Source organism: Kitasatospora sp. NBC_01246 (assembly GCF_036226505.1).
Lineage (GTDB): Bacteria > Actinomycetota > Actinomycetes > Streptomycetales > Streptomycetaceae > Kitasatospora.
Genome location: NZ_CP108484.1, coordinates 7135784 through 7158029 on the forward strand (window position 1 = coordinate 7135784; position 22246 = coordinate 7158029).

At 73.4% G+C, this 22246-nt stretch carries 18 protein-coding genes and 1 riboswitch; of the genes, 11 read left to right on the forward strand and 7 right to left on the reverse strand.

All coding sequences use genetic code 11. The annotated features are described in order from the left end of the window. Positions 1 to 14: 14 nt before the first annotated feature. Positions 15 to 527: an NUDIX hydrolase gene (locus OG618_RS30280; protein WP_329490745.1), complete on the reverse strand. Its 513-nt coding sequence runs from the start codon at positions 525 to 527 to the stop codon at positions 15 to 17. Positions 528 to 603: 76 nt separating this feature from the next. On the opposite strand from OG618_RS30280, the gene OG618_RS30285 reads away from it, so the two are divergent. After that, the gene (locus OG618_RS30285; RefSeq protein WP_329490746.1) at positions 604 to 1827 is read left to right on the forward strand and encodes a serine hydrolase domain-containing protein; all 1224 of its coding nucleotides are present in this window, start codon (positions 604 to 606) and stop codon (positions 1825 to 1827) included. Positions 1828 to 1833: 6 nt separating this feature from the next. Here OG618_RS30285 and OG618_RS30290 read toward each other — a convergent pair whose 3' ends face one another. Then, positions 1834 to 2157 carry a nuclear transport factor 2 family protein gene (locus OG618_RS30290; protein WP_329490747.1) on the reverse strand — a complete coding sequence of 108 codons (324 nt, stop codon included), beginning with the start codon at positions 2155 to 2157 and terminating at the stop codon, positions 1834 to 1836. Positions 2158 to 2302: 145 nt separating this feature from the next. Between OG618_RS30290 and OG618_RS30295 the strand changes: the two genes are divergently transcribed. Next, the gene (locus OG618_RS30295; RefSeq protein WP_329490748.1) at positions 2303 to 2731 is read left to right on the forward strand and encodes a DUF6325 family protein; all 429 of its coding nucleotides are present in this window, start codon (positions 2303 to 2305) and stop codon (positions 2729 to 2731) included. A 7-nt stretch (positions 2732 to 2738) separates the two neighbouring features. Beyond that, positions 2739 to 3035 carry an SHOCT domain-containing protein gene (locus tag OG618_RS30300; RefSeq protein ID WP_329490749.1) on the forward strand — a complete coding sequence of 99 codons (297 nt, stop codon included), beginning with the start codon at positions 2739 to 2741 and terminating at the stop codon, positions 3033 to 3035. Between the two features lie 156 nt (positions 3036 to 3191). On the opposite strand, the gene exaC is transcribed toward OG618_RS30300, so the two are convergent. Both exaC and OG618_RS30310 read right to left on the reverse strand, forming a co-directional pair. After that, positions 3192 to 4715 (reverse strand): acetaldehyde dehydrogenase ExaC, encoded by a 1524-nt coding sequence (gene exaC, locus OG618_RS30305; RefSeq protein WP_329490750.1) that lies wholly within the window; start codon positions 4713 to 4715, stop codon positions 3192 to 3194. 299 nt (positions 4716 to 5014) lie between these two features. Then, entirely contained in the window at positions 5015 to 5962 is a 948-nt protein-coding gene (locus tag OG618_RS30310) for a terpene synthase family protein (protein ID WP_329490751.1), read from the reverse strand. Between the two features lie 291 nt (positions 5963 to 6253). On the opposite strand from OG618_RS30310, the gene OG618_RS30315 reads away from it, so the two are divergent. Together OG618_RS30315 and OG618_RS30320 are read left to right on the forward strand one after the other, a co-directional pair. Beyond that, positions 6254 to 9244 carry an ATP-binding protein gene (locus OG618_RS30315; protein ID WP_329490752.1) on the forward strand — a complete coding sequence of 997 codons (2991 nt, stop codon included), beginning with the start codon at positions 6254 to 6256 and terminating at the stop codon, positions 9242 to 9244. Between the two features lie 326 nt (positions 9245 to 9570). Next, a complete protein-coding gene (locus OG618_RS30320; protein WP_329490753.1) occupies positions 9571 to 10653 on the forward strand; it encodes an aldose epimerase family protein in 1083 nt (360 codons plus the stop codon). Positions 10654 to 10801: 148 nt separating this feature from the next. Here OG618_RS30320 and OG618_RS30325 read toward each other — a convergent pair whose 3' ends face one another. Further along, positions 10802 to 11308, reverse strand: coding sequence for a GNAT family N-acetyltransferase (locus tag OG618_RS30325; protein ID WP_329490754.1), 507 nt, complete (start codon positions 11306 to 11308; stop codon positions 10802 to 10804). 308 nt (positions 11309 to 11616) lie between these two features. On the opposite strand from OG618_RS30325, the gene OG618_RS30330 reads away from it, so the two are divergent. The 5 genes from OG618_RS30330 to OG618_RS30350 all read left to right on the forward strand — a co-directional run bounded on the left by OG618_RS30330 (position 11617) and on the right by OG618_RS30350 (position 17752). After that, positions 11617 to 12894, forward strand: coding sequence for an extracellular solute-binding protein (locus OG618_RS30330; protein WP_329490755.1), 1278 nt, complete (start codon positions 11617 to 11619; stop codon positions 12892 to 12894). A 109-nt stretch (positions 12895 to 13003) separates the two neighbouring features. Then, positions 13004 to 14005 carry a carbohydrate ABC transporter permease gene (locus tag OG618_RS30335; protein WP_329490756.1) on the forward strand — a complete coding sequence of 334 codons (1002 nt, stop codon included), beginning with the start codon at positions 13004 to 13006 and terminating at the stop codon, positions 14003 to 14005. A 39-nt stretch (positions 14006 to 14044) separates the two neighbouring features. Next, on the forward strand, positions 14045 to 14953 hold the full coding sequence (locus OG618_RS30340; protein ID WP_329490757.1) for a sugar ABC transporter permease: 909 nt from the start codon (positions 14045 to 14047) through the stop codon (positions 14951 to 14953). A 41-nt stretch (positions 14954 to 14994) separates the two neighbouring features. Then, entirely contained in the window at positions 14995 to 16707 is a 1713-nt protein-coding gene (locus tag OG618_RS30345) for a glycoside hydrolase family 13 protein (protein WP_329490758.1), read from the forward strand. 25 nt (positions 16708 to 16732) lie between these two features. Continuing rightward, a complete protein-coding gene (locus tag OG618_RS30350; protein ID WP_329490759.1) occupies positions 16733 to 17752 on the forward strand; it encodes a LacI family DNA-binding transcriptional regulator in 1020 nt (339 codons plus the stop codon). A 59-nt stretch (positions 17753 to 17811) separates the two neighbouring features. On the opposite strand, the gene OG618_RS30355 is transcribed toward OG618_RS30350, so the two are convergent. Continuing rightward, positions 17812 to 18012, reverse strand: coding sequence for a hypothetical protein (locus tag OG618_RS30355; RefSeq protein WP_329490760.1), 201 nt, complete (start codon positions 18010 to 18012; stop codon positions 17812 to 17814). Positions 18013 to 18180: 168 nt separating this feature from the next. Beyond that, positions 18181 to 19485, reverse strand: coding sequence for a transglycosylase family protein (locus OG618_RS30360; RefSeq protein ID WP_329490761.1), 1305 nt, complete (start codon positions 19483 to 19485; stop codon positions 18181 to 18183). Next, a riboswitch (cyclic di-AMP (ydaO/yuaA leader) is annotated at positions 19472 to 19596 on the reverse strand. It overlaps the preceding gene by 14 nt. A gap of 426 nt (positions 19597 to 20022) precedes the next feature. Between OG618_RS30360 and OG618_RS30365 the strand changes: the two genes are divergently transcribed. Next, positions 20023 to 22161, forward strand: a complete 2139-nt coding sequence (locus tag OG618_RS30365; RefSeq protein WP_329490762.1) for a hypothetical protein — start codon at positions 20023 to 20025, stop codon at positions 22159 to 22161. Positions 22162 to 22246: the final 85 nt, after the last annotated feature.

The window sequence follows — 22246 nt, forward strand, 5'->3', positions numbered from 1 at the left end:
GCCGGGAACCGGGCCTACCGCGCCGGGTGCCGCTCCCGGTAGCGGCGGTACGCCTCCAGGCCGTCCGGCACGAACGCGTCGGCCGCCAGCCGGGCGTCCAGCTCCTCCGGGGTCAGCCAGGCGTGCCAGGCGACCTCGGACTCCTGCGGCGCGACCGGGCCGTCCCAGCGCGCCTCGTACAGGTCGCACCACCAGGAGAGCCCCTCCTGCCGGAAGAGGAACTTGAACAGCGGGCGCGGCTCGATCCCGCTGACGCCGAGCTCCTCCTCGGCCTCGCGGACGGCGGCGCTCGCGTACGTCTCGCCGGCGCCGACCACGCCGCCGACGAACATGTCGTGGAAGCCGGGCGCGAACAGCTTGGTGTCGGTCCGCCGGTGCACGAAGATCCGCCCGGTCCGGTCGCGGACCAGGATGAACACGCAGCGGTGGGTCAGCCCCCGCCGGTACACCTCCCCGCGCGGGGCGGTCCCGATCACCCGGTCGTGCTCGTCGACGACGTCCAGCAGTTCATCCGCAGGGTTGGTCATGACGGACAGGTTAGGGTTTCCGGGCCCGGTTCGAACGCGGGCACGACAGGATTCGGACGACTCCGGGGGGCGCGCGGTGACGGAGATCTGGGGCGAGACGGCCGAGGGCTTCGAGCCCGTACGGGAGGCCTTCTCGCGCAACTTCCAGGAGTACGGCGAGCTCGGCGCGGCGTTCGCGCTGTACGTGCGCGGGCGCAAGGTGGTCGACCTGTGGGGCGGCGACGCCCGGCCCGAGGTCGGTGGCCGGCCCGCGCCGGCCGTGCCGTGGACGGCGGACACCGCGCAGGTGCTGCGCTCGGTCACCAAGGGCCTGACCGCGACCACGGCGCTGCTGCTCGCCGAGCGCGGGCAGCTCGACCTGGACGCGCCGGTGGTCTCGTACTGGCCGGAGTTCGGCGCGGCGGGCAAGGGCGGGGTGCCGGTGCGCTGGCTGCTCTCGCACCAGGCCGGGGTGCCGGCGCTGGACGTGCCGCTGCGGCTGGAGGACGTGCTCACCTGGGAGCGGGCGGTCGCGGCCGTGGCCGCGCAGGCGCCGGCCTGGGAGCCCGGCACCGCGCACGGCTACCACCCGTACACCTTCGGCTGGCTGGTCGGCGAGGTGGTCCGCCGGGTCAGCGGGCGCACGGTCGGCCAGTACTTCGCCGAGGAGATCGCCCGGCCGCTCGGCCTCGACCTGTGGATCGGGCTGCCGGCCGGCGCCGCGCCGCGGGTCGGCCGGCTGGTGGACCTCCCCGCCCCGGAGGCCGCCCGGACCGGCCCGAGCGGGCTGCGGCTGCGCCCCAAGCAGGTGGTCCGGGACGCCTACCAGGACCCGGCCTCGCTGACCGCCCGGGCGTTCGCCTCGGTGCGGCCCGGGGTGGACCTCAACGACCCGGCGGTGCAGGCCGCCGAGATCCCCGGGGCGGGCGGGATCGGCACCGCGCGGGCGCTGGCCCGGTTCTACGCGGCGCTCGTCGGCGCGGCCGACCGGGAGGGCGGGGCGCCGGGCACGGTGCCGGCACCGTTGCTGGGGCCGGAGGTACTGGCCCGCGCGGCCGGGCCGGTGGTCAGCGGGCCGGACCGGGTACTGATCGTCAACTCGACGTTCGGCCTCGGCTTCTTCCGGCACGGCCCGACCGCGCTGATGGCCTCGCCGACGAGCTTCGGCCACCCGGGCCGGGGCGGCTCGCTCGGCTTCGCCGACCCGGAGCTCGGCCTCGGGTTCGGCTACGTCACCAACGGCATGCAGCCCGGGGTGACGGGAGACGTCCGCTCCCGCCGGCTGATCCACGCGGTGCGCGGCTGCCTCGGGCTGTCCTGAGCGGCGTCAGGCCTGGCCGGTCTCGAAGCGGCTGATCCGGTTGCCGTCGACGACGAAGCGCCAGGCGGTGCGCATCTCGCCCCAGGTCTCGTTGCTGTAGTTGGCGATCAGCGCGCGGCCGCCGTCCGACTCGGACTGGACGTCCATGTGGCCGCGGCTGGTGAAGATCTCACGGTCGATCCAGTCCGCCAGGTCACGGTCGGCGCCGTCGTCGGACATCGTGGCGTCCTCGGTGAGCAGGGCCGTGAAGGCCGCGCGGTCGTTGGCGTTGATCGCGGCGACGGCGGCCCGGACGGTCGGGTCGGAGAGCTTGGCGATGGCGATGGTCACGGTTTCTCCCAGGGTGAAGGGGGACGGGACTCCTGTCTAAGGCGTCCGCCGGGCGTGTCCGGGCATGTCGGCGGCGCGTCGGTGATTTTCGGTATTCATGTGCTTTGATCCCGGTATGGGTGATTTGCTCGCGGAAGGGAGTCCCATGGGTCCGGCCGAACTGCTCGTCCTGGCGTTCCCCCGGCAGACCATCACCGTCGAGGCGGCCACCGTGCTCGGCAAGCTGCGCACCGGGGGCGACATCCGGGTGGTCGACTCGCTGGTGGTCACCCGGCACGTGGACGGGGAGGCGACGTACGGCGAACTCGCCGACTACGAGGACCTGCGCGGCATCGTCCCGGACGGGCACGCCGACCTGCCGCTGATCGGGCCGGAGGACGCCCAGGAGGCGGCCGAACTGCTGGTGCCGGGCACGGTGGCGCTGCTGGTGCTGATCGAGCACGTCTGGGCGCGGGAGGCCGCCGAGGCCCTGAGCGCCGTCGGCGGGCGGATCGCCTCGGGCGTCCGGATCCCGCCCGAGCACATCGACGAGGCCGTCCGCGCCGCCGAGGCGCACCGCGCGGCCGGGAAGTGAGGACGCCGTGATCCGATCCCTTGGGCCGATCCGGCCGGTGCGGGTGCAGCGGCCGGTGGGCGCGCCGCTGGTGCGCGGACCGGTGCTGGGCGCCGCGGCGGGCCGGCCGCCGGGCGGGCCGGTGGCCGAGGGCGCCGTATCGGTGAACGAGCCGGTGAAGGAGCCGGCGGACGGAGCGGCGGGTGCTCCGGCGGTCGGGCCGCAGATCGCGGACATGCTTTTCGACCTGGGCCGGCTGACCCGGCAGGGCCTGCTCACCCCCGAGGAGTTCGCGACCGCGAAGGCGCGGCTGCTCGGCGGGTGAGCTCGGGAGAACCGCGGTGCGGCGCCTCGCAGGGGCGCCGCGGCGCGGACCACGGGGAGTGGTGGCGGAGTGGGAAGTCGGCCGGTCCGACTTCCCGCTCCGCCTTTCGCGTCCGTCGGGAGCGCCCGGTGCCCGGCCGGGCGTCCGGCGCCCGGCCTAGAAGAAGCCCAGGGCGTCCGGGGAGTAGCTGACCAGCAGGTTCTTGGTCTGCTGGTAGTGCTCCAGCACGGCCTTGTGGTTCTCCCGGCCGATGCCGGAGTTCTTGTAGCCGCCGAACGCCGCGTGCGCGGGGTAGAGGTGGTAGCAGTTGGTCCAGACCCGCCCGGCCTGGATCGCCCGCCCGGCCCGGTAGGCGGTGGCGCCGTCCCGGCTCCAGACGCCCGCGCCGAGGCCGTACGGGGTGTCGTTGGCCTGGGCGATGCCGTCGTCGAAGTCCTCGAAGCGGGTGACCGAGAGGACCGGTCCGAAGATCTCCTCCTGGAAGATCCGCATGCTGTTCACGCCCTCGAAGACGGTGGGCGTCACGTAGTAGCCGCCGGCCAGCGAGCCGCCGAGGTCGGCCCGCTCGCCACCGGTCAGCACCTTGGCCCCCTCGGCCTGGCCGATCTCGATGTAGGAGAGGATCTTCTTCAGCTGGTCGTCGCTGGCCTGGGCGCCGACCTGGGTCGCGGTGTCCAGCGGGTCGCCCTGGCGGATCGCCCGCACCCGCTCCAGGCCGTCGGAGAGCAGGCGGTCGTAGACGGCGGACTGGATCAGCGCCCGGCTCGGGCAGGTGCAGACCTCGCCCTGGTTGAGGGCGAACATCGCGAAGCCCTCCAGGGTCTTGTCGTAGAAGGCGTCCTGCTCGGCCGCGACGTCGGCGAAGAACAGGTTGGGGCTCTTGCCGCCGAGCTCCAGCGAGACCGGGATCAGATTGCCGCTGGCGTACTGGGAGATGAGCCGGCCGGTGGTGGTCTCGCCGGTGAAGGCTATCTTCCGGATCCGGGGGCTGGAGGCCAGCGGGCGGCCGGCCTCCAGGCCGAAGCCGTTGACCACGTTGAGCACGCCGGGCGGCAGCAGGTCCGCGGTGAGCTCGACCAGCAGCAGGATCGAGGCCGGGGTCTGCTCGGCGGGCTTGAGCACCACCGCGTTGCCGGCCGCCAGCGCCGGGGCGAGCTTCCAGACCGCCATCAGGATCGGGAAGTTCCACGGGATGATCTGGCCGACCACGCCCAGCGGCTCGTGGAAGTGGTACGCCACGGTGTCCTCGTCCAGCTGGGAGAGGCCGCCCTCCTGGGCGCGCAGCGCGCCCGCGAAGTAGCGCAGGTGGTCGACGGCCAGCGGCAGGTCGGCGGCCAGCGTCTCGCGCACCGGCTTGCCGTTGTCCCAGGTCTCCGCGACCGCCAGCTCCTCCAGGTGGTCGGCGATCCGGTCGGCCATCCGCAGCAGCACCTGGGCGCGATCGGCGGGCGGGGTGCGGCCCCAGGCCGGGGCGGCGGCGTGGGCGGCGTCGAGCGCGGCCTCGATGTCCTCGGCGGTGCCGCGGGCGACCTCGGTGAAGACCTCACCGGTGACCGGGCTGGGGTTCTCGAAGTACTCGCCGCGGACCGGCGGCGTCCAGCGGCCGCCGATCCAGTGCTCGTAGCGGGGCCGGTAGGCGACGATGCTTCCGGGCTGACCCGGGGGCAGGTAGACCGTCATGTGCTGGGTGCCTCCTCGCGCTGTCGGGGCACCGCCGCGGCACGCGGGCCGGGCGGTGCGCCGGGCCGCACCGGCGGCCCGGCGGAGGGGTGCGGCCGTGCACGCGGGCGGGGCGCCGCCGGGGCGCCCGCCGCTGGGCGTGTCGGACACGCCCTGGCACCCTAGCCGCGGACGGCGCCCCGCGGCTACCGTCCGTACGGGAGCGGTCCACGGAGGGTTCGCGTTCCGGCCGATTCCCGCCACGGCCGGGGCCGGGGCCGGGCGTTCGGGACCGCCCGGCCGGCGCGGGGCGGTCCGGTTCAGGCGGACTGGTACCGGCCGGTACGCGACTCCCAGCTGAGGTAGCCGGCCAGCCAGGTGACCAGGCCGTCGGCGTACCGCCCGGCGATCGCCCGCTCCACCCGGGCCAGGCCCAGCTCCCGGAAGACGTCGGGGAGTTGGGCGTGCAGCTGGCGGCAGCGCTCGACCATCAGCTGGGCCTCGGCCATCACCACGGCGCAGGCCTCCTCGGCCGAGCAGCGGCGCTCCCGCTGCACGATCATCACCAGGTTGTTGACGTCGCCGCGCGGGGCCTCCAGGGGGAAGGACCGGACGTCGTTGCTGAGCGAGGGGATGTCGGCGGCGAGCTGGCGCAGTTGACGCAGGACCGGGTGGTGGAGCACGGCGGCGGGCACCTCGAAGTTGCCGAGCCGCTCCACCATGTCGAAGATCGTCTCCATCGCGGCGGTGCCTCGCCTGAGCACCAGGTACCCGTCGCGGTCCGGCGGGCGCGCGGAGATCCGTCCGGCGGCCTCGGCCGGGTGACTGGCCAGGTACCACTCCCAGTTGTAGGCCGCGCGGGCCTGCCAGCGGGCGGGCATGCCGCTCACGCTGCGGTCCCAGAGGTCCGCGAACGCCGTCTCGACGGGGGAGGAGGCGTCGGGGCGGGCGCCGTGCAGGACGGCGATCAGCCGCTCGCAGATCGGGGCGACCTCGGTGGGGCGCCGGCCCAGCGGGCCGTCGAACTGGTCGTCGAAGAGGAAGTAGAAGCCCATCAGGTCGGCGGCCAGGGCGAGTTCGTCCGGCCCCGAGTCCGGGTAGCCGAGGGCGGCGAGGTCGACCACGTCCCAGTGGGCGTAGGAGGGGTGCGCCGGATCCGGGAGCAGCGGATGCCGGGTCAGCCAGGCGCGGTGCAGCTCGGCGGCGTGCGGGCCGTGCGGGCTGCGGCGGTGCGGGAACGGAATCTGAAGTGAGGTGTCGTCAGACATCGGACTCCCGGTGCGGCGGAGGGTGGGGGCGCTGGCGGTACTCGTGCTGATTGTGGGGGAGTTGGTGCGGCGGGTTTCCATCAGGGTGTCCCACAAGGAAGATCAACTCGGTGGGAATGCCGTAGAGTATCGGATGCAATGATCGGACGTTAGGGATATAGGGCAATTGCCCTTGGCAAGCCGTCCGAACCCTCAATCTCGGCCCCAGCCTGCGCGAATGCTGCGCAACGCGCCCTCAGCGGCGCTAATCTCGGCTCCACGGGCAGGGAACGGTGAGGCGGAGGCACGACGGTGACCGAGCAGCGACACGAACTTCGGGCGGAGGCGGCCGGCGCGGAGAAGCAGGACGCGGACGCCCTGTCACCCCGGGTCAGGCTGCGCGACCGCGACGCCGAACTCCGGTCGGCCGAAGCCGCGGTGGAGAAGCTCTGCCGGGAGTTCGCGGCCGGCGGCACCGAGATCGGCGAGCTGCTCACGTTCTCCGGCCGGCCCGGCATCGGCAAGACCAGCCTGCTCCACGAGGTCCGCCGGATCGCCAAGCTCCGCGAGGGCGCCACGGTGCTCTTCGCCCGCGGCGGCGAGCGCCAGTTCAACGAGCCGTACCACGTCCTGCGCCAGCTGCTCCAGCCCGTCCTCGGCGACCTCGCCCCCGACGAGTTCCGGCAGGTGATGGGCACCTGGGAAGAGGTCGTCGGACCGGCCATGGGCCTCAAGCAGCCGAAGAGCGGGGCCCGCCGACTCGATCCGCAGGGCGTGCGCGACGGCCTCGACTACGTCCTCACCCAGCTCGCCCCGCGGCGCGCCCCGCTGGTGATGATCGTCGACGACCTGCACTGGGCCGACCTCGAATCGCTCGGCTGGCTCACCCAGTTCGCCGTCCGGGCCCGCGAGTTGCCCGTCCTGCTGGTCTTCGCCTACCGGGAGGACGCCGCCGACTGGCAGCCCGAGGCCCAGGACCAGCGGTGCGCCGTCACCGGGCTCGCCACCCGCCGGCACGAGCTCAGCAGGCTCTCGCTGGTCTCCGTCACCGACATGATCCGCGCCGAGTTCGGGGCGAAGGCCGAGGACTCCTTCTGCTACGAGTTCTGGAACGTCGTCAACGGCAATCCCTACGAGGCCGTCGCCCTGCTCGACCAGGTCCGCGACCAGGCGCTCGAACCGGTCGAGGAGAACTCCCAGCAACTGCGCGAACTCGCCGTCGACGCCACCGGGATGACCCTCAAGCGCTGGCTGGACCGGCTCGGCGCGACCACCCTGCGGTTCGCCTGGGCCGCCGCGATGCTCGGCACCGACATCCGGCCCGAGCTCGCGGCCCGGATCTCCACCCAGAGCGCCGAGGGCTCCCGCGAATCCATCAAGCAGCTGCGCCGCCAGCGCGTCCTCACCCAGACGCCCAACGGGAACCTGGAGTTCGTCCACCCGCTGATCGGCAGCTCGATCTACAACACCATGCCGGAGTCCACCCGCACCGGGATGCACGGCGTGGCCGCCGCCGAGATCGAGAACGCCGGACTCGGCCTGCTCGCGGCCTCCCGCCACCTGGTGGAGACCTTCCCCGGCGAGGGCGACGACCGCACCGTCCGCAAGCTGCGCCGGGCCGCGCAGGAGCACCTGATGATCGGCGCGCCCGAGGCCGCCCAGCGCTGCCTGCACCGCGCGCTCGCCGAGCCGCCGGACGACGAGGACCGCGCCGAGGTGCTCTACGAGCTCGGCTGCTCCGCCCTGCTGACCGACCCCGGCGCGACCGTCAACCAGCTGCGGCTCGCGCTCGACCCCGAGGAGGGCCCGCTGCGCCCCGCGCTGCGGGTGGACGCCACCTTCCGGCTCTCGGAGGTCCTCGCGCACAGCGGCCAGCTCGGCGAGGCCGCGCGGGTCTGCCAGGAGGAGGCCGAGCAGACGGTCGGCGACCCGGCCGGTCGGCTCCGGCTGGAGGCCGCCTCGTTCATGTGGCACGCCTACCGCAAGTCCGAGGAGGACGGGCCGGGCCGCTCGGAGCGGCTGGGCGCGCTCTGCCGCAGCCTCACCGGCCGCGAGGCCGCCGACCGGGCGGTCCTCGCGTTGCGCGCCTGGGACCTCACCCTGCGCGGCGAGCCCTCCGCCGAGGTGCTGCGCCACGCGGACCAGGTGCTCGACCAGGGCCGGCTGCCCAAGGGCCTCGGCTGGACCGACAACACCTGGGGCTTCGAGCTGCCCGCCACGCTCGGTCTCTCGTACACCTACAGCGACCGCATCGCGCAGGCCGAGCGGCTCTTCGGGGACGCCATCGTCCAGTTCGAGGTGGCCGGCTGGAGCGGCGCGCACCGCGGCTTCGCGTACTTCCTGATGGGCCTGGCCCGGTTCCGCCGGGGCCTGCTCGCCGAGGCCGAGGACTTCCTGCGCCGCGCGCTGCGGCTCTCCGAGCGGATCGGCCCCAAGCTGCCGCTCGCCTGGGACGCGGTCGGCGTCCTGGTGGACACCCTGATCGCCCGCGGCCGGATCAACGAGGCCTGGGAGCTCGCCAGCGGCTTCGGGTTCAGCCCGCCGTACCACGAGACCGCGATGGTGCTTCCGGACGCGGCCTCGCTCTACGGCAAGCTGCTGCTCGCCAAGGGCCGCAACGCCGGGGCCGCCGCCGCGCTCACCCAGGCCGGTGCCCAACTGGACGCCCGGGGCTGGCACAACACCGTCTGGGCGCCCTGGGCCGGCCACCTCGCCATCGCGCTCGCGCAGGACGAACCCGACAGCGCCCGCGCCTACGCGGAGCGGTCCGTCCGCGACGCCCGCCGCTTCGGCACCGCCTCGGCGATCGGGACCGCGCTGCGGCTGCACGCCCAGATCGAGGACGGTCAGCAGGCGGTGGAGCTGCTGGAGCAGGCCGTTCGCCACCTCGGCCAGTCGCCCGCCGGGTACGAGCACGCCGTCGCCCTGGTGGAGCTCGGTGCCGCGCTGCGCCGGGTCGGCCGGCTGGAGGACGCCCAGGAGTACCTGTACCAGGGCATCGAACTGGCCCAGCACTGCGCCGCCGACGGCCTGGTCGAGCAGGCCCGCCGCGAGCTGGCCAACTACGGCCTGCGGCCCAACCGGCTGGCGGACGTCCGGGAGATCCTCAGCCAGCCCGAGTGGGACGTCGCCCGGCTCGCCGTCCGCGGATTGCCGGCCCAGCGGATCGCCGAGGAGCTCGGCGTCCACCTGAGCCTGGTCAACCGGCGGCTGGCGGCCGTCTACCGCAAGGCGGGCAGCGGGCCGGACGGCCTGGCCTCGGCCCTCGGCATGCCGCCCGAGCAGCCCGGCAGTGCGGACTAGCCCGGCGGCACGGACCCAGCACGGCACCAGGGACCAGTACGGCACCAGGTATCAGCACGACAGGACGAACCAGCCCGGCGGTACGGGCCGACGCGGCGCCTGGGGGAGCGGCGGGTCGGCCCGGTACCCCGGGGCGGTGCGCGCGGCGCGGCGGAGCGGCGCCGCGCGAGGGACCGGCGGACGGCAGTGGGACAACGGCGCGCGGGGGCGACATGAGCGCCCTCGCCACCGGCCCGCTGACTAGGCTGGCCCACGGGGCTGCGGGCCCCGGACGGACCCGGTACCAGGGGCCGCGGCACGCCGCGGCCGTCAGTGAGGAGCAGGACATGTCGACGCCCCCGGCGAACGGCTCGCAGCCGACCAGCGTGCGGCACGAACCCCTCGAACCCGCGGGCGCAGGCGCCGCGATCGAGCGCTGGACCCTACGGGCCGGCCCGTACGAGGCGAGCGTGCTGACCCTCGGCGCCACCCTGCACACCCTGAGCGGCCCCGACCGGGCCGGCCGGACCGGGCAACTGCTGCTCTCCTCCGACCGGTTGGCCGAGATCCTCGGCCCGGCCCGGCACTACGGCACCGTCGTCGGCCGCTACGCCAACCGCATCGACGGCAGCAAGGTCACCATCGACGGGGAGGAGCACCCGCTCGCCCCGACCGGCGGCGGCATGACCCTGCACGGCGGCCCGGACGGCTTCGCCCACCGGATGTGGGAGGCCGAGGAACTGCCCACCGGTGTCCGGCTGCGCCTGCACAGCCCCGACGGCGACCAGGGGTTCCCCGGCGCGCTCGACGTCACCGTCGACTACACACTGACCTCCGCCGGCGAGCTGACGATCGCCTACCGCGCCGTCACCGGCCGGCCGACCGTGATCAACCTGACCAACCACGCGTACTTCAACCTCGCCGGCGAGGGCAACGGGGACATCCTCGGCCACCTGCTCACCCTCGACGCCGACGCCTACACCCCGGCCGACGAGCGCCAGATCCCCTACGGCCGCACCGAGCCGGTGGCCGGGACGCCGTTCGACTTCACCGTCGCCCGGCCGATCGGCAAGTCGGTGCACGACGAGCACCCGCAGCTGACCGGTCCCGGCGGCTACGACCACAACTGGGTGCTGCGCCCGCGTCCGGCCGACGGCACCCCCGCCCGGGCGGCGCTGCTGGAGGAGCCGGTCGGCGGCCGCACGCTGGAGGTACTGACCACCGAGCCGGGGCTGCAGGTCTACACGGCCAACAAGTTCCAGGGCGCGGTGACCGGCGCGAGCGGCGTCCCGTACGGGCCGTTCGCCGGGATCGCGCTGGAGACCCAGCACTTCCCGGACTCCCCGCACCACCCGGACTTCCCCAGCACCGAGCTGCGGCCGGGGGAGGAGTTCCGCTCGACGACCGTGCTGCGCCTCGGCGTGAGCTGAGCCGGCCCGGTGGCGGCGCGGGGCCCGGGGCCGTCCCCCGGACCCCCGGGACGGCCCCTGGCCCCCTAGCCCCGCCTCTCGCCCCCGGTGAGGCTCCTCGCCCCCCGGAGCCCGGCCGGCCGCGCCATGAGCCGGCCGGGCCGGGCCGTCAGCGTGCCGGGAGCTCCCGGCGCATGCAGAGCCGTGGCCAGCGGTCCAGGCCGTGCTCGGCCTCCCGGCGGCGGATCTCCCGCAGGCCGGGGGTGATCTCGCCGTCGGCGAGCGGCCGGAAGCCGCAGCGCGCGTAGTAGGGCGCGTTCCACGGCACGTCGGCGAAGGTGGTGAGGGTCAGCGCGGGCGCGTCGGTGCCCGCCGCGAGGTGCTCGATCAGCGCCCGCCCGATCCCCCGCCGCGCGTGGCCGGGGTGGACCGAGACCTGTTCGATGTGCAGGGCGCCGTCCACCGGCTCGGCCAGCAGGTACGCGACGGGTGTTCCCCCGGCGCCGGGCGCGACCAGCGCGACGCCCTCGTCCAGGTAGCGGGCGAGTTCCTCCGGGGTGGGCGGCTCGTCCTCGGCGATCTCCGGCATCCCGACGGCGGCGAACGGCGCCCCGGCGGCCCGTTCCAGTGCGCACAGCAGCGGCAGGTCTTCTCGCGTGGCGGCTCGGATCAGCATCCGTCCAGTCTGCTGCAAGGGCCTTGCCGCAACCCAGCGTATTTTCCGACGGTCGGGTAACAGGGCGAACCGGACATAAGGATTCAGGATCTTCGCCTGTCAACTACCGTGCGGCAACGTCCAGGACACGTGGGCGTAACGATCGGCGATTCTTGCAGAAACTTGCTGCAAGGGCTTTCGGTGACGATTGCGCCGCTGTTAACTTCCTTCCCGAGCCCGACCGCGGTAACGGTGCGGTCGGGGCGAGGCAGCCATTATGCGCCTGTCTCACACATCTCGGGCACCCCCACCCCTCCCAAGGAGTTCTCATGCGGCGTGGCATCGCGGCCTCTGCCCTCGTTGTGGCCCTCGCGGTCTCGATGGCTGCCTGTGGCAGCAGCGGCTCCAGCTCGGACGGCAAGGCCGACGGGCCGGTCACCCTCACCTACTGGGACACGTCCAACGCGACCAACGAGGCGCCGAACTACCAGGAGCTCGCCAAGAAGTTCGAGGCTACCAACCCGAACGTCAAGGTCGACTTCGTCAACGTGCCGTTCGACCAGGCGCAGAACAAGCTCCAGACCGCCATGGGGGCCAAGGGCGCGCCGGACGTCTTCCGCGCCGAGGTCGGCTGGACCGCCGCCTTCGCGAAGGCCGGCTACCTGGAGCCCCTCGACGGCACCCCGGCCGCCGTCGACTCCGCCGCCTTCCAGCCCAGCCTGGTCCAGCAGGCCAAGTACGGGGGCAAGATCTACGGCATCCCGCTGGTCACCGACACCCTGGGCCTGCTCTACAACAAGGAGCTCTTCACCAAGGCCGGCATCACCGCCGCGCCGAAGACCTGGGACGAGCTGAAGACCGCCGCCGCCACCGTCAAGGAGAAGGCCGGCGTGGACGGCTTCTGGCTGAAGGCCGCCGACGGCTACTACGCGATGCCGTTCCTGTTCGGCGAGGGCACCGACACCGTCGACGCCGTCGGCAAGAAGATCACCGTCACCTCGCCCGAGGCCGTCAAGGGCATCGAGACCTACAAGTCGATGTTCACCTCGCCGGGCACCGCCAAGGCCGACGTCACCACCGACGCCTACGCGCACATGATGGACGCCTTCAACAGCGGCAAGGTCGCGGCGATCATCCAGGGCCCCTGGGAGATCACCAACATCTACAAGGGCTCCGCGTTCGCCGACAAGACCAACCTCGGCATCGCCCCCGTCCCGGCCGGCTCCGGCGGCAAGTCCGGCGCCCCCACCGGCGGCCACAACATCTCGGTCTACGCGGGCGCCGACAAGGCCCACAAGGCCGCGGCGGAGAAGTTCGCCGCCTTCATGACCTCGGCCGAGAGCCAGGCCTTCATCGCGCAGAAGAACTCCACCCTGCCGACCCGCGCCGACGCCTTCACCCCCGAGGTCAAGGCCGACCCCGGCATCGCCGGCTTCCAGGCCGTGCTGGACAGCGCCCGGCCGCGCCCCGAACTGCCGGAGTACAGCTCGCTGTTCGCCTCGCTCGGCACCAACCTCGGCAAGGTGGTCCAGGGCACGTCCACCCAGGACGGCCTGAACACCGTGGCCACCGACTACGCCAAGCTCCTCCCGGGCTTCGCCAAGTAGTCACCCGGCCGTCCGGCCCGCCGCCACCTCCCGGCGGGCCGGACGGCCAGACCCTTAGCAGCAGTCGCCGAAGCGAGGCGGCGGACCTCCTCCGAGAAGGTGTCGAACAATGTCAGTCGCCGTGCAGGGCGCCACCGGCCAGGGCAGCCGGGAGCGCGATCCGCGTCCGGGCCTGATGGAGCGCCTCAAGCGCTCGTACGCCAAGCACTGGTACGCCTACGCGATGATCGCGCCGGTCGTGCTGGTGCTGGGCGTGCTGGTGATCTACCCGCTGGTCCAGGGCGTGTGGCTCACCCTCACCGACGCCAACAGCCTCAACTCGGCCCGCACCATCGGCGCCAACGAGATCCCGGCGACCTACCAGTTCGTCGGCTTCGACAACTACGCCGATATCCTCTGGGGCCCCGGCTCGTACGACCGCTTCTGGTCGCACTTCGTCTGGACCATCGCCTGGACCGCGATCTGCGTCGCCCTGCACTACACCCTCGGCCTCGCCCTCGCGCTGCTGCTCAACCAGAAGCTGCGCGGGCGCACCGCCTACCGGCTGCTGCTGATCCTGCCCTGGGCCGTGCCGACCTTCGTCACCGTCTTCTCCTGGCGGCTGATGCTGGCCGACGGCGGCGCCCTGAACAGCGTCCTCGGCTTCCTGCACCTGCCCGAACCCAGCTGGCTCTCCGACCCGTTCGCGCAGAAGGCCGCCGCGATCCTGGTCAACACCTGGGTCGGCGTGCCGTTCATGATGATCTCGCTGCTCGGCGGCCTGCAGTCGATCCCCGCCGAGCTGTACGAGGCCGCGGAGATGGACGGCGCCTCGGCCTGGCAGCGCTTCCGGTACGTCACCCTGCCCGGGCTGCGCACCGTCTCCTCCACGGTCGTCCTGCTCGGCGTGATCTGGACGTTCAACCAGTTCGCGGTGATCTTCCTGCTGTTCGGCACCGGCGCGCCGGACGCCCAGTTGCTGGTCACCTGGGCGTACTACCTCGGGTTCGGCCAGCAGCCGCGGGACTACGCGCAGTCCGCCGCCTACGGCGTCATCCTGCTCTCCATCCTGATCGTCTTCACCACCTTCTACCGGCGCTGGTTGGCCCGCAACGAGCAGGCCAACGGCTGACGCCCCGTACCCCAGCGACCCACGAAGGCAGGTAGCACGATGAGTACCACCACCGAACGACCCCGCGTCGCCGCCACCGCGGCGAGCGCCCCCGCCACCGCCGGGAAGGTACGGCCCCGCGGCCGGAAGTCCCCGCTCGCCACCGCGCTCTCGCACGGCGCGCTGATCACGGCCAGCCTGATCGCGCTCTTCCCGGTGCTGTGGATCCTGTACGTCTCGCTCGGCCCGGGCAAGACGGACTACCTCCACCCCGGCGACATCCTCGACAAGATGACGCTGTCGAACTACACGACGGTGCTGAACGACACCGACTTCTTCACCTGGTTCGGCAACTCGCTGATCGTCGCCGGCGTCACCACCGTGATCGGCGTGATGTTCGCCGCCACCACCGGCTACGCCGTCTCCCGGATGCGCTTCCCCGGGCACCGGCCGCTGATGTGGTCGCTGCTGGTGACGCAGATGTTCCCGATCGCCGTGCTGATCGTGCCGATGTACACGATCATGTCGACGCTCGGCCTGCTGGACACCCACCTCGGCCTGGTCCTGGTGTACTCCACCACCACCGTCCCGTACTGCGCCTGGCTGCTCAAGGGCTACTTCGACACCATCCCGGTGGAGATCGACGAGGCCGGCCGGGTCGACGGGCTGAGCCCGATCGGCACCTTCTGGCGGCTGATCCTGCCGCTCGCCCGCCCGGGCCTGGCGGTGGCCGCGTTCTACTCGTTCCTCACGTACTGGGCCGAGGTGCCCTTCGCGTCGACCTTCATGCTCAGCTCCGACAACTACACGCTCTCGGTGGGCCTGCAGACCTTCGTGAGCGAGCACGACTCGCAGTGGAACCTGATGGCCGCGACCGCGGTGATGATCGCGATCCCGTCCGCACTCTTCTTCTACCTGGTGCAGCGTCACCTGGTGACCGGCCTGACCGCCGGCGCCTCGAAGTCCTGACCTGCCACCCGCTCACCACTAGTCCCCAAGGGATACCGTCCATGACCCAGAACCTGGCCGACACCTCCCGGCCCGCCGCCGACGCCACCGCCCACGAGGCAAGCACCGGCGCGTCCAGAGGCTGGTGGCGGGATGCGGTCATCTACCAGGTGTACCCGCGCAGTTTCGCCGACTCCAACGGCGACGGCATGGGCGACCTGCCCGGCATCCGCAGCCGTCTGCCCTACCTGCGCGACCTCGGCGTGGACGCCGTCTGGCTCTCGCCGTTCTACGCCTCCCCGCAGGCCGACGCCGGCTACGACGTGGCCGACTACCGCGCGGTGGACCCGATGTTCGGCACCCTGCTGGACGCCGACGCGCTGATCCGCGACGCGCACGGGCTGGGCCTGCGGATCATCGTGGACCTCGTCCCCAACCACTCCTCCGACCGGCACGAGTGGTTCCAGCGCGCCCTGCGCGAGGGCCCGTCCTCCCCGCTGCGCGAGCGCTACCACTTCCGCCCCGGCAAGGGCGAGAACGGCGAGCTGCCGCCCAACGACTGGGAGTCCATCTTCGGCGGCCCGGCCTGGACCCGCACCGAGAACCCCGACGGCACCCCCGGTGACTGGTACCTGCACCTGTTCGCGCCCGAGCAGCCCGACTTCAACTGGGAGAACGGGGCCGTCGCCGACGAGTTCCGCTCGATCCTGCGGTTCTGGCTGGACATGGGCGTCGACGGATTCCGGATCGACGTCGCCCACGGCCTGGTCAAGGCCCCCGGCCTGCCCGACATCGGCGGCGGCGACCAGCTGAGGCTGCTCGGCAACGACGTCATGCCGTTCTTCGACCAGGACGGCGTGCACGAGATCTACCGCAGCTGGCGGAAGATCCTCGACGAGTACCCGGGGCAGCGGATCGGCGTCGCCGAGGCGTGGACCCCGACCGTCGAGCGCACCGCCAACTACGTGCGCCCCGACGAGCTGCACCAGGCCTTCAACTTCCAGTACCTGGGCACCTCCTGGGACGCCGCCGAGCTGCGCTCGGTGATCGACCTGTCGCTCGACTCGATGCGCCCGGTCGACGCCCCCGCCACCTGGGTGCTCTCGAACCACGACGTCACCCGGCACAGCACCCGGTTCGCCAACCCGCCGGGCCTGGGCACCCAGATCCGCACCCCCGGCGACCGCGCGCTCGGCCTGCGCCGGGCCCGCGCCGCCACCCTGCTGATGCTCGCGCTGCCCGGCTCGGCGTACGTCTACCAGGGCGAGGAGCTCGGCCTGCCGGACGTCACCGACCTGCCCGACGAGGTCCGCCAGGACCCGTCCTTCTTCCGCAAGGCCGGCCAGGACGGCTACCGCGACGGCTGCCGGGTGCCGATCCCGTGGTCCGGCACCGAGGCCCCGTACGGCTTCGGCCCGACCCCGGGCGGCCCCAGCTGGCTGCCGCAGCCGGCCGAGTGGGCCGGGCTCAGCGTCGAGGCGCAGACCGGTGACCCGACGTCGACCCTGGAGCTCTACCGCAGCGCGCTGGCCATCCGCCGGGAGCAGTCCGGGCTGGGCGCCGGCACCGGGGTCGAGTGGCTGGCGAGCCCCGAGGGCACCCTGGTCTTCCGCCGCGGCTCCTTCGTCTGCACGGTGAACACCACCGCCGAGCCGGTGCGGATACCCGCGCCGGGCCGGCTGCTGCTGTCCTCCGCGGACGCCGCGCCGGAGGCCGCCGACGCCGGCGGCGAAGCGGTCCTCGGACCGGACAGCACCGACTGGTGGGCGGTCTGACGTGGTTGCAATAGGCTCTGGGACCGTGACTACGGCGCGACTATCAGACATCGCGGCGCAGGCGGGGGTCAGCGAAGCCACCGTCTCCCGCGTACTCAACGGCAAGGCGAACGTTTCCGCCGCCACCCGGCAGACCGTGCTGGCGGCGCTGGACGTGCTCGGCTACGAGCGGCCGACCAGGCTGCGCCAGCGCAGTGCGGGACTGATCGGGCTGATCACCCCGGAACTGAGCAACCCGATCTTCCCCGCGCTGGCCCAGGTGATCGAGCAGGTGCTGAGCCGGCACGGGTACACCCCGGTGCTCTGCACCCAGACGCCCGGCGGCTCCACCGAGGACGAACTGGTGGAGATGCTGGTCGACCGGGGCGTGGCGGGCATCGTGTTCGTCTCCGGCCTGCACGCGGACACCACCGCTGACCACGACCGGTACGCCCGGCTGACCGGCCGGCAGGTGCCGTTCGTCCTGATCAACGGCTTCAGCGAGAAGATCGACGCGCCGTTCATCTCGCCGGACGACCGGGCCGCGATGTGGATGGCCGTCCAGCACCTGGCCGAGCTCGGCCACGAGCGGATCGGCCTCGCGGTCGGGCAGAAGCGGTACGTCCCCGTGCTGCGGAAGATCGAGGGCTTCACGGCGGCCCTGCGGGAAGTCCTCGGCCGGACCGAGGAACAGGCCCGGGAGCTCGTCCACCACACGCTGTTCAGCGTGGAGGGCGGGCACGCGGCAGCCGGCGCACTGCTCGACAAGGGCTGTACGGCGATCGTCTGCGGCAGCGACATGATGGCGCTCGGGGCGATCCGCGCGGTGCGCCAGCGGGGGCTGTCCGTGCCGCAGGACGTCTCGGTGGTCGGGTTCGACGACTCGCCGCTGATAGCTTTCACCGAGCCGCCGCTGACCACCATCCGCCAGCCGGTCGAGGCGATGGCCACCGCCGCCGTCGACGCCCTGCTGGAGGAGGTCGGCGCGAACGCCGCCCAGCGCGGTGAGTTCATGTTCCAGCCGGAGCTGGTGATGCGCGGTTCCACGGGCGCCTGCGCCCGCTGAGACGACGACCGGGGCCCCGGAGGACGATCCAGTCCTCCGGGGCCCCGGCCTGTCCGCCCTCAGCCCTCCTGCGCGGTCGGGCGCTGCTGCCCGGTCCGCTGCCCGTCGGCGGCCTCGCCGGTCCGGCTCTCGGTGCGCCGCCCCCGGGCGAGGTAGTCGCGCAGGATCAGCTCCACGGCGTCCTGCGGGTTCCTGGTGCCGGAGAGCATCATCGCGTCGATCGCGAGATTGGCGTCGAGCGTGACGGTGACCTGGGCCATGTGACTCCTCCTCGGGTGCAGAGCAGCAGCATGCCCGCCGGGCCCGGGTTTGGCCATGCCCGGGCCCGGGCCCGCGCCGTCCCGCGCGCGGGCGCGCCGGAGCCCCCGGGGAGGAGCGACCAGACTCTCCCCGGGGGCTGCGGCGGGTGGCGCGGACCGCGCGCGGGATCAGACCCGGCCGGCGAAGTCCGGGGCCCAGTTGGCGATGGTCTGGGTCCGCACGCCCACGCTCGGGTTGGCGGCCTCGACGTACTTGCCGTCGCCGATGTAGAGCGCGACGTGGTAGACGCCCGAGTCCTGGCCGTTGTTGGACCAGAACAGCAGGTCGCCGGCCTTGAGGGCGTCCAGCGAGACGTGGGTGCTGGCGGCGGCCTGGTCGGCGGCGACCCGCGGGACGGAGACGCCCGCGGCGCGCAGCGCGGCCTGGGTCAGGCCGGAGCAGTCCCAACCGCCGTTGCCGGTACCGCCGTAGACGTAGGCCTGGCCGACCTTCGACTGGGCGAAGGAGACCGCGGCGGCCATGCTGCCGGTGGCGGCCTGGGCCGGCGCCTCGGCCGACGCCTGGGCGGCGGGCTTGGCGGCCGGAGCCTGGGTCTGCGCGGCCGGCTTGGTGGCGGTCGCGGTGGAGCCGTCGGCCTTGCCGGTGGCGCCCGAGGAGCGGTTGAACCAGTCGAAGCCCTGGTCGGACTCGTCCGAGGCCCGGGTCTTCGCGCGGTCGCCCAGGCTCAGGTGCTGGCCCGGGTAGATGACGTGCGGGCCGTCGCCGAGGGTGCCGCGGTTGAGCTCGTAGAGCCGCTCCCAGCCGCCCTGGACGTTGTTCTTGTCGGCGATCGAGGAGAGCCAGTCGCCCGCGACCACGGTGTAGTCGGAGGAGGCCTGCGCGTCCTGACGGTACTGCTGCCAGTTCCGGCCCTGCGACTGCTGGGCGGAGTCGGCGGCGGCCGGGGTCTCGGCGGCCTTCGGGGCGGCCTTGGGCGCGGCCGGCTTGGCGGCGGGGGCGGGGGTCTGCGCCGGGGCCGGGGTGGCCTTCGGGGCGGCCGGCTTGGCGGCGGTCGCGGTGTCGACGGCGGCCGGGGTGCCGCCCTTGGTCAGACCGGCCTGGACGGAGCAGACGGGCCAGGCGCCGGGGCCCTGGACGGCGAGCACCTTCTCGGCGACCGCGATCTGCTGGTCCTTGGTGGCGAGGTCGGCACGCGCGGCGTAGCTGGTGCCGCCGAACGCCGCCCAGGTGGAGTTGGTGAACTGGAGGCCGCCGTAGAAACCGTTGCCGGTGTTGATGCTCCAGTTGCCGGTGCTCTCGCACTGGGCGACCTTGTCCCAGGTGGCGACCGAGGCGGCCGAGGCGGAGCCGGCGGTGAGGCAGGGGATGGTGAGGCCGATGCCGACGACGCCGAGGGTGGCGATCGCTCGACGGGTGCGGCCGGACAGGCGGGTGCCGTTGGTGGGCAGCATGGTGACGCGGTCCTCTCCCACGCCTGCGAGGTGAGCTGTCGGATTCGGGCTGGAGTTGCCCGGCCGCGCTGTGGACGCGGCTTCACCCCTAGCCCCGAACCGGTACGAACCGGTCCCGGGCGACTTACCTGTGGTTCCCCCGCTCCTGCCGTGGTGCGTTCTGCGCTGCCAGCGCACCCGACGGCAGGACTCGGCGTTGCGGGTGGGCTGGGTCCGTGTGGCCACGAACGGGGAGCACGTTAAGCAGACTTAAGTTCAAACCGCAAACATGTGTGACGGTCGTCACAGTTTATGAAGAGCGTGCTAAATGGCTGTCCACCATGATCAGAAATGACCGATTTACCGCAACGCCCGTCGGAGTCACGGCAACTGCCTATGCTTCAGGGCATCAGGACCGACGCGGCCGTCTGGGGGGAGGGCTTCGCAGCGATGGCCATGGACGAGGGTCCGGAGGCCGGTGCGCCGGCCGAGCGGCCGCGTGGAACGCACCGCTGGGCAAAACACCGCAGAGCGGACATCCCGCCCGCCGAGCCCCGAACTCCCCTGCCCCGCCGGACGATGCTGCGCTGGCTCGCCGTCGGCACGGTCTTCGCGGCGGTCGGCGGCGAGGAGGCACTGCGGCGCTCCCTGGACGGCCGCTCCGCGCCCGTCGCCGCCGCGGAGGGCCCCGCCATGGGGCCGGGAGCGGCCGACCCGGCCGCGGAGCACCGGCACGGCGCCGCGTCGCCGTCCGGGACGCCCGGGGGCGCCCCCGACGGCGCCCCCGCCGAGGGGACGGCCGCGCCCGGGCAGCCCACCGCCGGAGCCGCCCCCGCACCCACCCCCGACCAGGGCGGCCGCCCCTGGTCGGACCCGGCCGGCTGGGGCGGCCGGGTACCCGGACCGCAGAGCGCCGTCCGGATCACCGACCGGGTGCTGCTCGACACCGACGCCGCGATCGGCTCGCTGCTGGTCGAGCCGGGCGGTGCGCTCACCTTCGCCGCCGACCGCAGCCTCACCCTCGCCGCCGCGGGCAACGTCGAGATCCGCGGCACCCTCGCGCTCGCCCCCGAGGGCGCCGCCGTGCACACCGTGCGCTTCCCCGCCGTCGACGAGCGGCGCTTCCGGGGGGACGGCATGAAGGTGGTCGACACCGACGTCGGCCTCTGGGTCACCGGCGCCGGGTACCTGCGGCTGGACGGCGCGGCCAAGACCGCCTGGGGGCGCGCCGACCGGGCACTCGCGGTGGGCGACACCACCGTCAGCCTGGCCGCGCCGCCCACCGGTTGGCTGCCCGGCGACGAACTGGCCGTCACCCCGACCGGCCCGCCGGGCGAGGACGGCTTCTCCACCCGCTACGACCTCGCCGTCGTCCGGTCCGTCAGCGGATCCACCGTCACCCTGGAGGCGCCGCTGACGTACGCGCACCCCCGGGTGGCCGCCGGAGGGGGCGTCACGCTCGGGGCCGAGGTGCTCAACCTGACCCGAAGCGTGCGGATCGAGGGCACCGCCGAGGGCCGCGCCCACGTCCACCTCACCACCTCCCGCCGGGCCGACCTGCGGCACGCGGCGCTGCGCTGGGTCGGCCCGCGCACCGACACCGCGGAGTCCTGGAAGGGCCCGGACGGCAGCGCCCCGGTGACCGCCCCGGTGCTCGGCCGGTACGGGCTGCACTTCCACATGCTGGGCGACACCACCCGGGGCACCGTGGTCGAGGGCCTGGTGGTCCGCGACGCGGGGAGCCACGCCTTCGTCCCGCACGCCAGCCACGGCATCACCTTCCGCAGCTGCATCAGCCACGACACCTGGGAGGACGCCTACTGGTGGGACGGCCCGCCGGACACCCGCACCCCGCAGCAGCCCTCCGACGACATCGTCTACGAGTCCTGCGTCGCCTCCCGCACGCGGCTGGAGCCCAACCCGCGGGCCTACCGGCTGACCGGCTTCAACCTCGGCGCCGGCACCGGCGGCAAGGCGCTGGACTGCGTGGCCGTCGGCGTCCAGGGGGCCGACGGCGCCTCCGGCTTCGAGTGGCCGGAGAACAGCGAGGGGGTCTGGACCTTCCAGCGCTGCCTGGCCCACAACAACCTGCGGGACGGCATCTTCGTCTGGCTGAACGCCCAGCAGCACCACGTGGTCACCGAGTTCGCGGCCTACCACAACGGCGGGTGGGGCATCGAGCACGGCGCCTACCTCAACGACTTCGACTACACCGCGAGCGTGCTGTACGGCAACGGCGGCGGGGGAGTGGCGCTGCACTCGCTCGGCCGGGACAAGGGGACCCTCTTCGACGGCCTGCTGATCGACGCCGCCGGGCAGAGCGACTACGGCGTCTCCACCGCGCGCCACGAACTCGCCGGGGAGGCGGTCACCTTCAGCCGCAGCCGGTTCGCCGGCCACCGCCGGGCCGGGATCGCCTTCCGGGCCACCCCGGACGGCAAGCCGGACGACATCCTCGTCCTGGACTGCGAGTTCGACGGCAACGAGCTCTGGATGGACCCGGAGTCCGCGCCGCCGAAGAACGTCCTGCTGCGCCGGGCGGGGCAGACCGAGGTGCTCCAGGTGCGCAAGGCGGACGGTGGCGGCGGGCGGTCGCCGTGGAACGCCACCGGCGTGCCGGTGGCCGCCTTCGCCGCGCAGTCCCGGCCGGTGCAGCTGCCGGCGCTGCGGCTCAAGGACGCGGCGGCGGCCACCGGCCGGGTGGGCGGGCGGACCTGAGGCGGGCCTGAGGCCGGCCGGGGCCCGCCGGGGCCCGCACCGTACGGGCCCGCGCCGCGGACCGGTACGGCGCGGGCCCGTACGG